Genomic DNA, 13,820 nt, shown 5'->3' on the forward strand with positions numbered 1-13,820 from the left:
ATAAATCATTAAAAATACGAATCAATTATCTCCGCCGATCTCTTTTATTGCCTCGGTTACATTGATAGCATAATCCCCGATTTTTTCACATTCGAAGAAAATGTCGCTATAGATAATACCTGTAGCGTAATCGTATTTTTTCTCTTCGATTGCCGTGAGGTGTTCCTGTTGTAAAATCGTTCGGTAATCATTGATAGTTTGTTCTACTTCGTAAGCTTTTTTGGCCTTTACTTCCTTATACTCCGTAGCCAGATTAGCACACATAACAACCAAAGCTTCGTCCACGATATCGAGCATGTGTTGTAACTTCTCGTCTATGAAATCCGGAAAAGTGATGTTTTGACTGTTTCTTCGCCCGATGGCTTTGGCTATATTCAAGGAAGAGTCGGCAATGCTTTCTATCTCGGAAACAATACGGAACATGGCCCGGACACGCTGGGAGTTCTCGGTAGAAAGCTTGGATTCCGAAACCTTGGTCAGGTAATCGGCGATCTCGACCTCCACCAAATCACTTTCATCTTCTAATTTATCGATCTTATTGAATTTTTTCTCGAAATCTTTCGTCGGAGTATGTAAGCATTCCACGACGAGCCGGTACATATCCAAGGTATTGTTTCCATAGTGGGTGATCTCCTGTTTCGCTTGGAAGAGAGAAGCATCCGGAGTAGAGAGTAAACCGATTTTGATGTGTTTCAAGGTAAATGCGTCATCTGCCGTCTCTTTCGATTTGATGATGCGGGTAACCAGTCTGGCAATCACTTTTGTGAAACCGATAAGAATAACGACGTTAGCTACATTGAAGCAGGTGTGAAACAAAGAGAGGGCAACGGGAACAGATCCGATATTGGTAAAAGGATCGCCGATCCCGAGGTGTTCGCTAAGTCCCGCAACCCATCTTAGGAAAAAAGGAAAGATGGCAAGGACCCAGATGACTCCGAATACATTAAACAGGAAATGGGCGAAAGCCGCTCTTTTGGCCGTCGTGTTAGCTATCATGGCAGCCAGGTTGGCGGTAATAGTCGTTCCGATGTTTTCGCCTAATACCATGGAGGCGGCAATATCGAAGCCGATCCAGCCGTTGGCGCACATCACCAGGGTTAGAGCCATGGTGGCCGAGGAGGATTGGATAAGGATGGTTAAAGCCGTTCCGATCAGCATAAATAGAATATAGGAACCGTATCCTAAATCCGTGTAATTGTGTAAAAAGTTTAGAATCTCCGGGTTTTCGTGGATGTTAGGCATCGATTTTTGTAAGAAATCCAACCCGATAAATAGTAATCCGAATCCGATAATTAACTCTCCCCAGCTTTTTCGAATCCGTTTGGCTGAAAAGAGTAAAGGCAGACTAAGTCCGATTAAAGGGAGGGAGAGGCTGACCATACTGACCTTAAATCCGAGGATGGAGATTAACCAGGCAGTAAAGGTGGTTCCCACGTTGGCACCCATAATGACCCCTATGGAACCTACTAAGTTTAATAGTCCCGCGTTCACGAAACTGACAACCATAACGGTAGTCGCCGAGGAACTCTGGATAATAGTCGTAATTAATAGTCCGGTGATGACACCTTTGACCCGGTTGGAAGTCATGGCTGCCAGTATGTGTCTCATCTTGTCACCCGCGACCTTTTGTAGGGCCTCGCTCATCATCTTCATTCCGAAGAGAAACACTCCCAGCGATCCGATTAACTGGAGAAAATCAAGAATGGAATAATTCATAAATATACTTTTCCTAACAAAAATAAAATTTGCGACGGTAAAGGTATATAAAGTAAATAAAAAAAGCCCCTATTGCTATCCCTTTTTTGTTTTTGACCGATTAAATCCTGTGAAATTGTATTAATACTTCCTATTATGTCGTAACGGGATAATAAAAAACCGCTCGAAAACTCGAGCGGTTTTTTATGGTCATATGCATGTTTTTACATCATTCCGGGCATTCCTCCGCCCATAGGAGGCATTGCCGGTGCTTCTTCTTTCTTTTCTTCAACTAACACACATTCGGTTGTTAAGAACATTCCGGCGATAGAAGCCGCGTTTTCCAAGGCGACACGGGCAACTTTCTTCGGATCGATCACTCCGGCTTCCAACAGGTTCTGGTATTCGTCGATACGTGCGTTATATCCGAAATCTTTTTTGCCTTCTTTTACGCGATTAACGACAACAGCTCCTTCTACTCCCGCATTGTGGGCAATTTGACGAAGCGGTTCTTCAATGGCGCGTTTGATGATTTCTATACCTGTGGTCTCGTCTTCGTTTTCACCTTTTAGGCCGTTCAAGGCTTCAATGGCACGGATATAAGCAACGCCTCCTCCCGGAACGATTCCTTCTTCAATGGCAGCACGGGTTGCGCTTAACGCATCGTCAACCCGGTCTTTTTTCTCTTTCATTTCCATTTCAGAAGCGGCTCCGACATAAAGAACGGCTACTCCACCGGCTAATTTGGCTAATCTTTCTTGTAATTTTTCTTTATCGTAATCGGAAGTCGAATTCTCGATCATCTTTTTGATTTGATTTACTCGTTCGACGATGGCTTCTTTTTTGCCAGCTCCGTTTACGATGGTTGTATTCTCTTTGTCAATGGTCACTTTTTCAGCTCTACCCAACATATCGATAGTCGTGCTTTCCAATTTCAATCCTTTCTCTTCGGAGATAACAACTCCACCGGTTAGGATGGCTAAGTCTTCCAACATCTCTTTTCTGCGGTCTCCGAAACCGGGGGCTTTAACAGCGGCAATCTTCAACGAACCTCTCAAGCGGTTCACCACTAATGTTGCCAGAGCTTCGCTTTCCACGTCTTCGGCTACGATCAATAAAGCACGACCTGATTGAGCTACCGGTTCCAGAACTGGAAGCAACTCTTTCATAGTGGAGACCTTTTTATCGTATAGCAAGATATAAGGATTATCAAATTCGACTTGCATTTTTTCCGTGTCGGTTACAAAATAGGGAGATATATATCCCCGGTCGAATTGCATTCCTTCTACTACTTTTACCTCGGTTTCGATTCCTTTCGCTTCTTCCACGGTGATAACTCCCTCTTTGGTTACTTTTTTCATGGCTTCGGCGATCAAAGAACCGATCGTGTCGTCTCCGTTAGCGGAGATACGGGCTACCTGACGAATTTTTTCGTAGTTTTCTCCTACCTCCTCTTTTTGTGCTTCCAAACTCTTAACTACGGTTATAACTGCTTTGTCGATTCCTCTTTTCAGATCCATCGGATTAGCTCCGGCTGTAACGTTCTTAAGACCTACGTTAATGATTGATTGGGCTAAAATGGTTGCGGTGGTGGTTCCGTCCCCCGCATCATCTCCCGTTTTGGAAGCGACTTCTTTTACCATTTGGGCTCCAAGGTTTGCGTAGGGATCCGATAATTCAATTTCTTTTGCCACGGAAACCCCGTCTTTCGTGATATGAGGAGCTCCGAATTTTCTCTCGATTACAACATTACGACCTTTCGGGCCGAGGGTTACTTTTACTGCATCTGCCAACTCGTCAACGCCCTTTTTCAGTAAGTCGCGGGCTTCCATATTGAATTTTATCTCTTTTGCCATAACGATTTTTATTTAAATTTTGATTTACGATTTGAGATTAGAGGACAACCAAAACGTCCGTTTGATTCATTACTAAATATTTCTTATCATCGATGTGAAGTTCTGTTCCGGCGTATTTTCCGAATAAAACGGTATCGCCAACTTTAATTTCCATTGGTTCATCATGTTTTCCATTACCTGTTGCGATGACAACTCCTTTTTGTGGTTTCTCTTGTGCTGAATCCGGAATGATAATTCCAGATGCTGTCTTTGTTTCTGCCTCTACCGGCTCTACGATGATTTTGCTAAGAACAGTCTTTAGTGCCATAATTCTTATCGTTTAAAAGTTTATATTAATTATTTCGATTCGTTTTTAATTACGACAGGAAACTTGCATTTTCCGTGCCAAACAAAAAAATGTCAGCATGACTGACATACTGACATTTTTACTTTACGAGTTTTGTCTTTATAATGTTTCTTATTTTTCTTCCGGAGTGGTAGTTTTATTTTCTTCAGACGGATTTGACGTATTATTGTCTGTACTTCCCGTTGAAAAGTCGGGCATGGACTGTTGTATTGGAACGGCCATATTACCGATTTTTTCCTGAATGGCAGATTTACCTCCCTGTTCTTCTCTGGGGATAAGCATTGAGGCTGCAACACATAGAACCAACATGGCTCCTGCTAATGTCCAAGTCGCTTTCTCCAGAAAATCCGTTGTTTTTCTTACGCCCATAATTTGGTTTGAGGAAGCAAAAGTGGAAGATAACCCGCCTCCTTTTGAATTTTGCACCAAAACAATCAGTATAAGTAAAGCGCAAACAATAAAGATCAAAACAGAAATAGCTATGTACATGATGAATTCGTATTATTATTTATTATCTCTTTAATTTTTTCGATTTGGTTCGCAAAGTAAATACTTTTTTCCGGATATTTCAAACTTAATTTTAGATAAGTTGCGACAGCCTTGTCATATAGTTTTTGTTTCACGTATATTTTAGCTAACGTTTCTGAAAAGAAACTTTCGTTTTCTTCTATGGCAATCCCGGAGTTTTTACTCGTGTCTTCCGGGTCTTTCAGGATGGGCCTGCTCTTTTGCTCGGACCCTTCAGTGGGAACATCCCGGTTTGTGTTTTTGTTTTTTGAGGGCTTTCTTAATACATGTGCAATCTCGCTTATCGGCAAGATTTCTTCATCGGGAAATTCGTTTTCGATTCGATAAGGTATCAGTAACGGTGTCGCGGACGACGAGGGATCTTTTTTCAGGTTGACCTCCTCCGTGTCTTTGATGAATTCAATGGCCATGTGGTTTTTTGCGTCAGACTCCAAAAAGGTAAATGCCATTTTTTCCTCTAAGGGGATCATATCATGCAGAAACCGGTAAAATTGTTTGTGATCAGGGATATGGATGGTGTTTTGCTTCAATTTTTCAGTGTAAGCGATTTGTCCTGAAACATGCAATAGTTTCAGGTATATCATCCGGGGAAGGGCGAAGTAAGGAAATTTTTCTATTAAGCTCTCCAATGCTTTTAGTTTTTCATCTTCTGCCTCCTGCGAATGAATGAATCCGATTAGTTCGTTCAAATTCACCGATCTGTTAAATGTTACCAGTTGACAAATGCTTTATTGTATACGTCTTCGATGATTTCATCAACGATTTTTTTGATTAAATCGGCCTCGATAGCATCGTAATCTTCATCGATACCGTAGTTTTGATAATGGGAAAACCGGGAATCGAAATTTGATTTGCCTGTTTCGTCCTTCGTGTTGGTATATTTTACCCGTATCTCGATGGTTAATCGGTTGGAGGCTGCCACTTCGTTGTTTTGTATCTCCATCGGACGTTGGGAGAACCCGACAATCTGCCCTTCGAAACGTACGTCTCCGTCATTGTTGGTTACTTCTGTCAGGTTGGTTCTGGAACGGAGGTAACTTTTCAATGCTTCTGTAAAATTTGATCCCAAATCCGGAGCGAACGCGGTTTTGTTCGAAAAATAATCGACGGAAAACGTTTTCACGTCGGGAGATATCTGGGCTCCGGTAAATGAATAGCTTACGCTCGCTAACTTGCAACCGCTAAAACCAATAGCCAATAATAATACAGGTATAATTTTTTTAATCATAAGCAGTTTATAAAACTTAGTGAACAAAAGTAATAAACTTTTCCAAGAATCAATTTTCAATATTGTATTCTTTCAATTTTCGATATAAGGTCCTTTCCGAGATACCGAGATCTTGTGCCGCTAATTTTCGTTTCCCGTGGTTCTTTTCCAGAGCCTTTATAATCATCTCTTTCTCTTTTTCTTCTAAGGAAAGAGATTCTTCAATAACAGCTTCGGTGTCTTCGATGTGTTCTTCCTCTTTAGGGAAAATTTTTGTAACGGGCGGTTTCCCCAGTTCTGCCGGGGCCGTATCGTATAAATTCCGAAGAACAATAGAGGTCGAAGGTTTGATATCTGTTTTTTCTATCTGCTCTTTTTGCATGATGTCATACACGAGTTGCTTTAAATCATTCATGTCTTTTTTCATGTCGAAAAGAATTTTATAAAGAATCTCTCTTTCATTGGCAAAACTCTGATCGTTCTCCGGGAGGTTGGTAAGAGTCGGAAGGTTGTTACCCTGTTGGGGAAGATACTCTTTTAATGTTTGGGCATCCACGATTCTTTCCCGTTCCAGGATAGAGATCTGTTCGGTAATGTTTTTCAATTGCCTGACATTACCTGGCCAGGAGTAATTTTCCAATACGAAAGCGGCTTCCTCTGAAAGTTTAATCGCCGGCATGCGGTATTTCTCGGCAAAATCTGCCGCAAATTTGCGGAAAAGTAGGACAATATCTTCTTTACGTTCCCGAAGCGGGGGAATTTGAATGGGGATGGTGCTGATCCGATAATAGAGGTCTTCTCTGAATTTACCGTTTTTTACTGCCGAGGGGAGATCCACGTTGGTTGCCGCGATAACTCTCACGTCGGTTTTTTGCACTTTCGAAGAACCGACGCGAATGAACTCTCCGGCTTCGAGTACGCGTAACAATTTAGCTTGAGTGGATAGAGGCAATTCCCCTACTTCATCCAGAAAAATCGTTCCCCCGTTGCTTACTTCGAAATATCCCTTCCGGTCTGCCAACGCTCCCGTGAACGAGCCCTTTTCGTGTCCGAACAGTTCGGAATCGATAGTCCCTTCGGGGATAGCTCCGCAGTTTACTGCAATGTATTGAGCGTGTTTACGGCTACTGTAACTATGAATAATACGCGGGAAGATCTCTTTCCCCACTCCGCTTTCTCCCGTTATCATGACGGTGAAGTCCGTGGGGGCGACTTGTATAGCTTTTTCTATTGCCCTGTTTAATTTTAAATCGTTACCGATAATTTCGAATCGTTGCTTAATGGCTCTTATATCTTCCATTTTCCAATTTCTGTTTTAGAATTATGCCTATCTGCAAAATTAGCAGTTTTTACTGACATAATTACATTGTCAAAAATAGTTTTTATCATCTTTTCCGTTTAACGGATAACTTTGGAAAATGACTTACGTAAAAGTAAAAGTTTGAACTCGGTGACGTGGATAGAATATTTTATTAATCTGATTTTTTTTTGGAGTTAAATTTATATATTCGTGACAAATTAAAAGCACAGAAACAATGAGAAACACATTAATGATTGCGGCACTCTTGGCCTTTGTTTTGGCCGGATGCCAACCCAAGGTTCAAAATCTGAACGTTAAGCGGGATCATTTGTCTCATACGACAGGTGATTGGAGTATCGAAGTAAAGCATTCGGTTTTCTCCTCTTCGACTCCGGCCGTAAACAAGAGTTGTGAGGTTTTGAACGGAGAAATCCAGAAATGTTTAAACGGTTTGATCGATAGTTTGAAAGCAGATGCGACCGATTTTTTTAATACCTTTGTAACGGATACGACAAATCGTCCGGTATGGGGTTACGAGTTGGTTGCGGGCGATAGCGTATTCATGGCGACAGACGAATACGTGAGCGTTCTTTTAACGGTCTATACTTTTACGGGTGGAGCGCACGGAATGACTAACTTTTATGCCTTTAATTATGATGTGAAAAATCAAAAGCTGCTGTCTCCGAAGGACATTGTAAATTATTCCAAGGAGAAAGCAATCAATACCCTGTTAAAAGCACATTTTAAAAATCCGGATGATTGTTTTACTACGGACCCGACATTGGATGCCGTAACGGTGATTAATTTTAATCGGAAGGAGTTGTGTTTTACTTATGCGCAATATGTATTAGGAGCTTATGCTTGCGGTGTGGCGCAAATAAATGTTCCCCGGACGGAGTTGAAAGGAGATTTATTCATTCATTAGCATATTGTAATTGTCTCTTTTTTACCTTCAATCTCCCATAAGAACCGAGATCGGGTAAAAAGAGACAATTTTCTTCTGATGGGTTGAATTACTCCGACTTTATTCATATATTTGTGGAAAAGAGTGTGTAAGCTTGATTCCTGTAGATAAATATAGAAGTGACGAAGAACTTTTACAACTGTATTGTAAGAGCGGGAAACTTATTTATCTAACCGATCTGTACAAGAGGTACATGCCATTGGTGTACGGTGTCGCGTTAAAGTACCTCAAAAAGCCGGAGGATGCTCAAGATGCTGTCATGCAGTTGTTCGAAAATACGGTGGAAAAAGCTAAAAGTACGAAAATAGAAGTCTTTAAATCTTGGCTTTATACCTGTACGAGGAATTATTGTCTGATGGAGTTGCGAAAAAAAACATGGAATGTTTCTTTAAATTTAGATCATTCGTTTATGGATTTCTGTGAAGATTTGCATCTTGAATTCGATGGAGAAAATGAAGAGCGGGAAAAAGCGGTGCGGGAGTGTATGGAGGAGTTACCCGAAAAACAGAGAATTTGTATTAATCATTTCTTTTTTGATGAACTTTCCTATAAGGAAGTGGAGATGCGAACAGGATTCTCTTCTAAGAACGTGAAGAGTTTTATTCAGAACGGAAAACGGAATTTGAAGCTTTGTATAAATCGGAAAGGCTTGGGTGTCTATGACAGGGAGCAATGACATAAAAGAGTATCTTCGAAGTAATCGGAAAGGCCAGGCGGCTAATCGCCTGGAAAAAGATGCTTTGTCCGATCCTTTTTTGTATGAGGCGATGGAAGGATTGTCGCAGACTTCCGATCCTATGGATGGTTTGATACGTTTGGAACGGCAACTCGATGACCGGGCTTCGGTGGGGAATCACTTTAGGCAACGGGTATGGGGAATCGTTGCCGGAGTCATTGTTGTTACGGGTATTGCATTGTGTTTTTTATGGCCGGTCGACGAGACGGAACAGAATGTGATGTTGAGCAAGGGTGGCGAAAAGGCCAGTGTCCCGGGGGGAAAAGTAGAGAGCCCTGTCGCGTTGTCGAGAAGTAGGAAGCCGGATTCTTTGGTAGAAAATGCAAAGCCGGTCATAATGGCCGATGCGGAAAGAGCAGATACGGTCAATACGGAGAAAGAAGATGAGAAGATGGATCGTGCCGTTGAGAATATCAGGGCAAAAGAAAGTAAAATGAAAAGGACTGTAACGGGGAGTTCGGTAAAAGTTGATTCCGGAATGCAGAAAACGAAAGGAGATTCTCTTATGGCAGAAAATGTCATCCGTTTTAACCGCTACGCGGAAAAGAATTTGAAATACCCGAAGGAAGAGGTAGAGGAAAATAAAACCGGAGAAGTCCGACTCTCTTTCGAGATTAATCAAAAAGGCGTACCTTCCCGTATACGGATAGCTGATGGTTTTTCTTATCCCGTGAATGATGAAATCATCCGTTTGCTCGTCGACGGTCCCCGGTGGAAAAAGGTCGATGGGATAGGAAGGGTGGAAGTGATTGTCCGTTTCGAATTAGGAAAAGAGCGAAAGGATGATCGTGCTGTTTTACGTTTGGTAGACTTCGTTGAAAAATGAGCGGATGTCTTCTTCTATTTTCAGGATGGCCGGGTAAGCCCCAAAATGTAAATTTTTTTTCAATTGTTCGTCGATACTGTTTCTATAACCGAAAAGATTGATTTTTGAAATCTCTTTGCCGGATGATTCCCGGGCTGATCGTAAAATCTTTTTGCAGACCTCTTTGTGCAAAGAGTAGATCAGATCGTAAACATTATGTCCCCTGACGAAAAAATAGGTATTCTCCGGGACTAAGCCTAAGTTTTCGTATTTTTCCTTTAGCATATCGAGATCGGCTTTGGGATATTTACGGTGTAAATAATTTGTTTTCTGTCTGATACGTTGTTGTAGCTCTTGAAGCAGTCGTTGGGCGTTATGCCGGATGTCCGGATGGGGACCTCTCCACCGGGGAGTGATCAATTCGTTGAATTCGGAAATTGGAAAACGTTTGGGATCTGCAACGAGAAAATAGAGATGCCATAAGAAAAGTTCGTAAATAATACGGGAAAATGCCTTTATGAATCGGTCGAAATCAAAAATCGTATTGGGTAATGTGGTGATGCGTTGGCAAATTTCATTTAATCCCTTTCCGTAACAATGGTGGTTTTCGAAAGAATAAGTATAGGTTTGAAAGACAAAATGCTTTATGCTCATTTCCCGTTCTTGCAGTAAGTAGCGGTAGTCACTGTCGATGCAGATAAAAAATTTGGGTCCTAAAAATTTCAGGTATTTCAAGCATTGAGTTACTCCTTTCGTTTCGTTTCCCCTTTCGTTTCGGGAGCCTGCGATGAAGTGAAAACGGTCCCGGGGACGAAAATGATTGAATATTTTACTCCAAAACAGGATATCATCTTTATCTTCAACATGTATGGCAGCTCGACAGCGTAACATTTGTGCATCCATCATAAAACGTTTGGCCGCATGATAATAATATTTCTCTTTATTAATATCGACAGTAGGGAACATGTAAATTAATGCTTTAGGTGGTTTTCCATGATTTTTATTGAACGATCAGGTCCTCAATAAATACCAGTTTATCTCCCCATCCGTCGCCGAACAAGCTGGGCGAATGGGTAGACGTAATGATTTGACAACAGGGATTTAATTTTTGTATCTCTTCGAACAGCCGGTATTGCCATTCGATATGAAGGGAGATTTCCGGCTCGTCCATCAATAGCACGTAAGGTTGTCCGTCCATCAGGAAAACACGCAATAGAATAATCAATAGTTGCTTTTCTCCGGAAGAGAGTTTATGAAGGTGGATGGTCTCTTTGCCGTCTTTGAAGATCAGCTGATTGGTCATGGGATCGATCTCTATGGTCTTCCCCGTTCCTGCAAAAAGGTGGTTGACCGTGTCATAAAAATGCCGGATCCGGATATTTATCTCTTCCGCTTGTTCGGGGAAATTGGTCGCTTTTAGCCGGTAATCCGAAAAAGAAGCATTATTCTCTCCTACGCTGTAAACAATCTCTTTCAATTCGCTTAATAACGGGCTATCTTCTTTTCCCATTTTTCGGCGGTCCTTCAATGGAACATCGAAGGTGCTTATTTTCATGTAGTTGAAGCCGGATAATTTTTGTTTGATCTCGTTTGGCGTCGTTTGGCGATTGTAGAGAATGGCAATGTCGTCGATGATGATTTCCGCCTCGATATTGTAATTTCTCAGCCTCTTCACGTCTGCGGATAGTAATGCGTCCATTACGTTGAAAAAGGTAGTTTTCCCGCTACCGTTGATTCCGGTCAGAATGTTAACATCCGGATTGAGGTTTTCCCATCGGAAATTGTATTTCCCCCAGACATTCCGTATCTCGATTTTTTGAATTTTATTGGCTTTCATGACAAATGGCGATTAAAAATGAACTTTGCTCCCAATCATTATCAACAAAGGTAATAAAATTTATATTTTTGTGCTGCTTTGAGGGAGATTATCGTCTATATGTCGAGAATATAAATGTGTTAACAAGAAGAAAATGAAAGGGGTTTATACGATCGGATTACTTTTGGTGTCTAATATGTTTATGACTTTTGCCTGGTACGGACACTTGAAATTGCAAGAGACAAAAATAATTAGTCATTGGCCGCTTATCGGCGTAATCCTCTTTTCATGGGCGATTGCTTTTTTCGAGTATTGTGCTCAGGTTCCAGCCAACCGGATCGGTTTTGAAGGGAATGGCGGTCCTTTTTCGTTGATGCAGTTAAAGGTTATTCAAGAGGTAATCACATTGGCGATATTTATCCTTTTTTCTATGCTATTCTTCAAAGGTGTTACCTTTCAATGGAATCATTTGGCGGCCTGTATCTGTCTCGTTTTGGCCGTCTATTTCGTGTTTATGAAATAAATCACGGGTTTTATCCCATTAATCCTACCTATACGGGAAGGGTCTAAGGAGCCGGGCGCCGTTCTATCTATCGGGTTTTCGGCCTTGCCTGTTCAAACATGAAAAACTACTTGGTCAAATCGAAACAAATGGTTACATTTGGAAGCAGGGATCTAATTTCGCAGAAAAAAATGAAACTAAAGAGATTTTAATAACGTTTATTCTTGCTGAAAATAGGAGTTATGTTTTCAACGGAAATACAATATCAATTTAGAAAATTTTACCGGATAACAAAAACGATTTTGGAGGGAGCGGGGCGTGTCGTGTTGTTTATGGCTTCATTTGTGGCTATCTTTTTAGTCGTTTATAAATTCGGTTTTAAGGGAGCTTCGGCGTATCAGGAGGAGATTTATAGCATGTACAAAGGGATAACCAATCTCTTTTTTATTTTTCTTACCATCCGGTTCCTCCTTAATTTTAAATTGTTGCGGGAAGAAAAAGGTTTCTGGTTAGAGGTCTTTTTTTTGATTGTTTTACTTGGTTTGATTATTGCCGAATACCTGTTTTCGATCCCTGAGGTGATAACGCAGAATCCGGTACTGTACCGGTTGAATCGAATCGTAACCTATACGGTCGTTTTGATTCTGAGCACGATCTATCTTTCAAAAGAGTTCTTTGTCGTGCTCAAAAGTAATGTCCGTCCCGAAATGATGTTCGTTATCAGTTTTCTGATGTTGATTTTGATCGGGACCTTCTTGTTGAAACTACCCACGGCTACTTACGAGAAAATCAGTTTTATCGATGCCCTTTTTACGGCGACAAGTGCGGTGTGCGTAACGGGATTGACGGTACTTGATACGGCAAAAGTTTTTACCCCGACAGGGGATGTGATCCTTTTATTATTGATTCAGTTAGGCGGGATCGGGGTGATGACGTTTACCAGTTTCTTCGCCATGTCCTTTTTGGGGAAAACGACGTTCCGGGATCAGTTAGCTCTTAAAAACTTGTTGAACGAATCTTCCCTGAATAATATTTTCAGAACCTTGTTCTACACGGTAACGACAACCTTACTGATAGAGGCTGTCGGGGTGTATATGGTCTATCTGCAAATTCAGGATGTGGAAGGAATTCAGGATAAGTTTTTCTTTTCCCTTTTCCATGCCGTCTCGGCATTTTGTAACGCTGGTTTTTCTACTTTGCCCGGAAATTTGTATGATCCTTTGGTTCGAAATGTTTATGGATTACAAGTTTGGTTAGGTCTTCTTATCGTTTTCGGCGGCCTGGGATTTCCTATATTGTTTAATTACGGAAGTTATTTTAAATATAAGATACGGTGTTTTTTAGTGTATTTGTTTCATGGAAAACGAAAAGTTGAGTATAGGGCTCATATCGTGAGCACCACTACTCGGATCGTGTTGCCGACAACCCTGGTCTTATTGGTGTTGGGAATGGTGTTCTTTTTGTTTTTTGAAGATGGTAATACCCTGGAAGGTCTCTCCTGGCAAGGAAAGTTGGCTACCTCGTTTATGGCTTCCGTGACGACTCGAACGGCAGGATTTAATAATGTGGATATGGCCGCGTTACGTCAGGCTACGATTTTTCTATTTATCTTATTGATGTGGATCGGAGCCTCTCCGATGTCTACGGGCGGGGGAATAAAAACGACCACCTTCGTTATCGCTTTAAAGAATGTTATCGCTATTCTCCGGGGAGAAGATAGGGTGGAGATCGGTAAGAGACAATTAACCCGTTTAAATGTGAATCGGGCTCAGGCGATTATCTTTTTGTCTTTGGCGTGGACGGCTTTGGCCGTTATGCTGCTTTCGATACTGGAACCTCAGGGGAGGTTCGTTCAAATCGTATTTGAAGTTTTTTCTGCTTTGGGAACGGTGGGGCTTTCGTTGAATTTTACCCCGGCTATGAGTGATGCGGGAAAAATAATCATTAGTCTCACGATGTTCGTGGGGCGGGTAGGATTGATCACGTTGTTATCGGGTGTTGTCAAACAGCGGCAGGAGAAGCTGTACAGGTATGCGGACGATACGGTGATATTATAAGTATGAAT

The 13,820-nt window shown here is 41.5% G+C and carries 14 protein-coding genes; 5 read left to right on the plus strand and 9 right to left on the minus strand.

All coding sequences use genetic code 11. The features are described 5' to 3' along the window. Positions 1-21: 21 nt before the first annotated feature. The 7 genes from BN3283_RS13515 to BN3283_RS13545 all read right to left on the minus strand — a co-directional run bounded on the left by BN3283_RS13515 (position 22) and on the right by BN3283_RS13545 (position 6,932). A complete protein-coding gene (locus BN3283_RS13515) occupies positions 22-1,716 on the minus strand; it encodes a Na/Pi cotransporter family protein (RefSeq protein WP_059027004.1) in 1,695 nt (564 codons plus the stop codon). A 203-nt stretch (positions 1,717-1,919) separates the two neighbouring features. Beyond that, the gene (gene groL, locus BN3283_RS13520; protein ID WP_059027006.1) at positions 1,920-3,551 is read right to left on the minus strand and encodes a chaperonin GroEL; all 1,632 of its coding nucleotides are present in this window, start codon (positions 3,549-3,551) and stop codon (positions 1,920-1,922) included. 37 nt (positions 3,552-3,588) lie between these two features. Beyond that, entirely contained in the window at positions 3,589-3,858 is a 270-nt protein-coding gene (locus BN3283_RS13525) for a co-chaperone GroES (protein ID WP_041503344.1), read from the minus strand. A 150-nt stretch (positions 3,859-4,008) separates the two neighbouring features. Continuing rightward, positions 4,009-4,386, minus strand: a complete 378-nt coding sequence (secG, locus tag BN3283_RS13530) for a preprotein translocase subunit SecG (protein WP_041503345.1) — start codon at positions 4,384-4,386, stop codon at positions 4,009-4,011. Continuing rightward, the gene (locus BN3283_RS13535; RefSeq protein ID WP_147625629.1) at positions 4,377-5,114 is read right to left on the minus strand and encodes a DUF8458 domain-containing protein; all 738 of its coding nucleotides are present in this window, start codon (positions 5,112-5,114) and stop codon (positions 4,377-4,379) included. Before BN3283_RS13535 ends, secG begins: the two co-directional genes overlap by 10 nt. A 20-nt stretch (positions 5,115-5,134) precedes the next feature. Then, on the minus strand, positions 5,135-5,653 hold the full coding sequence (locus BN3283_RS13540) for an LptE family protein (RefSeq protein WP_041503502.1): 519 nt from the start codon (positions 5,651-5,653) through the stop codon (positions 5,135-5,137). Between the two features lie 49 nt (positions 5,654-5,702). After that, on the minus strand, positions 5,703-6,932 hold the full coding sequence (locus BN3283_RS13545) for a sigma-54 interaction domain-containing protein (protein ID WP_059027010.1): 1,230 nt from the start codon (positions 6,930-6,932) through the stop codon (positions 5,703-5,705). A gap of 235 nt (positions 6,933-7,167) precedes the next feature. Here BN3283_RS13545 and BN3283_RS13550 point away from each other — a divergent pair, with 235 nt between their 5' ends. The 3 genes from BN3283_RS13550 (at position 7,168) to BN3283_RS13560 (ending at position 9,458) form a co-directional block, all read left to right on the plus strand. Next, positions 7,168-7,857, plus strand: a complete 690-nt coding sequence (locus BN3283_RS13550; protein ID WP_082667114.1) for a DUF4163 domain-containing protein — start codon at positions 7,168-7,170, stop codon at positions 7,855-7,857. A gap of 133 nt (positions 7,858-7,990) precedes the next feature. Then, positions 7,991-8,572, plus strand: coding sequence for an RNA polymerase sigma factor (locus tag BN3283_RS13555; RefSeq protein ID WP_070807482.1), 582 nt, complete (start codon positions 7,991-7,993; stop codon positions 8,570-8,572). Next, entirely contained in the window at positions 8,550-9,458 is a 909-nt protein-coding gene (locus BN3283_RS13560) for an energy transducer TonB (protein ID WP_286137679.1), read from the plus strand. The genes BN3283_RS13555 and BN3283_RS13560 overlap by 23 nt, the downstream gene beginning before the upstream one ends. On the opposite strand, the gene BN3283_RS13565 is transcribed toward BN3283_RS13560, so the two are convergent. Further along, the gene (locus tag BN3283_RS13565; protein WP_041503349.1) at positions 9,429-10,403 is read right to left on the minus strand and encodes a DUF4435 domain-containing protein; all 975 of its coding nucleotides are present in this window, start codon (positions 10,401-10,403) and stop codon (positions 9,429-9,431) included. The genes BN3283_RS13560 and BN3283_RS13565 overlap by 30 nt on opposite strands. A 34-nt stretch (positions 10,404-10,437) precedes the next feature. After that, positions 10,438-11,274: an AAA family ATPase gene (locus BN3283_RS13570; RefSeq protein WP_059027015.1), complete on the minus strand. Its 837-nt coding sequence runs from the start codon at positions 11,272-11,274 to the stop codon at positions 10,438-10,440. A gap of 133 nt (positions 11,275-11,407) precedes the next feature. On the opposite strand from BN3283_RS13570, the gene BN3283_RS13575 reads away from it, so the two are divergent. Beyond that, on the plus strand, positions 11,408-11,776 hold the full coding sequence (locus tag BN3283_RS13575) for a DMT family protein (RefSeq protein WP_041503351.1): 369 nt from the start codon (positions 11,408-11,410) through the stop codon (positions 11,774-11,776). Between the two features lie 221 nt (positions 11,777-11,997). Beyond that, positions 11,998-13,812 carry a TrkH family potassium uptake protein gene (locus tag BN3283_RS13580; RefSeq protein WP_059027017.1) on the plus strand — a complete coding sequence of 605 codons (1,815 nt, stop codon included), beginning with the start codon at positions 11,998-12,000 and terminating at the stop codon, positions 13,810-13,812. The last annotated feature ends 8 nt before the right edge of the window (positions 13,813-13,820 follow it).

The sequence above is a fragment of the Gabonibacter massiliensis genome (assembly GCA_001487125.1).
Classification (GTDB): Bacteria; Bacteroidota; Bacteroidia; order Bacteroidales; family Marinifilaceae; genus Gabonibacter; species Gabonibacter massiliensis.

Excerpts from the sequence above, each read along its gene's own strand:
- BN3283_RS13570 (WP_059027015.1), bottom strand. The coding sequence starts at position 11,274 with ATGAAAGCCAATAAAATTCAAAAAATCGAGATACGGAATGTCTGGGGG.
- BN3283_RS13550 (WP_082667114.1), top strand. The coding sequence starts at position 7,168 with ATGAGAAACACATTAATGATTGCGGCACTCTTGGCCTTTGTTTTGGCC.
- BN3283_RS13525 (WP_041503344.1), bottom strand. The coding sequence starts at position 3,858 with ATGGCACTAAAGACTGTTCTTAGCAAAATCATCGTAGAGCCGGTAGAG.
- BN3283_RS13540 (WP_041503502.1), bottom strand. The coding sequence starts at position 5,653 with ATGATTAAAAAAATTATACCTGTATTATTATTGGCTATTGGTTTTAGC.
- BN3283_RS13565 (WP_041503349.1), bottom strand. The coding sequence starts at position 10,403 with ATGTTCCCTACTGTCGATATTAATAAAGAGAAATATTATTATCATGCG.
- groL (WP_059027006.1), bottom strand. The coding sequence starts at position 3,551 with ATGGCAAAAGAGATAAAATTCAATATGGAAGCCCGCGACTTACTGAAA.
- BN3283_RS13515 (WP_059027004.1), bottom strand. The coding sequence starts at position 1,716 with ATGAATTATTCCATTCTTGATTTTCTCCAGTTAATCGGATCGCTGGGA.
- BN3283_RS13575 (WP_041503351.1), top strand. The coding sequence starts at position 11,408 with ATGAAAGGGGTTTATACGATCGGATTACTTTTGGTGTCTAATATGTTT.
- BN3283_RS13545 (WP_059027010.1), bottom strand. The coding sequence starts at position 6,932 with ATGGAAGATATAAGAGCCATTAAGCAACGATTCGAAATTATCGGTAAC.
- secG (WP_041503345.1), bottom strand. The coding sequence starts at position 4,386 with ATGTACATAGCTATTTCTGTTTTGATCTTTATTGTTTGCGCTTTACTT.
- BN3283_RS13580 (WP_059027017.1), top strand. The coding sequence starts at position 11,998 with ATGTTTTCAACGGAAATACAATATCAATTTAGAAAATTTTACCGGATA.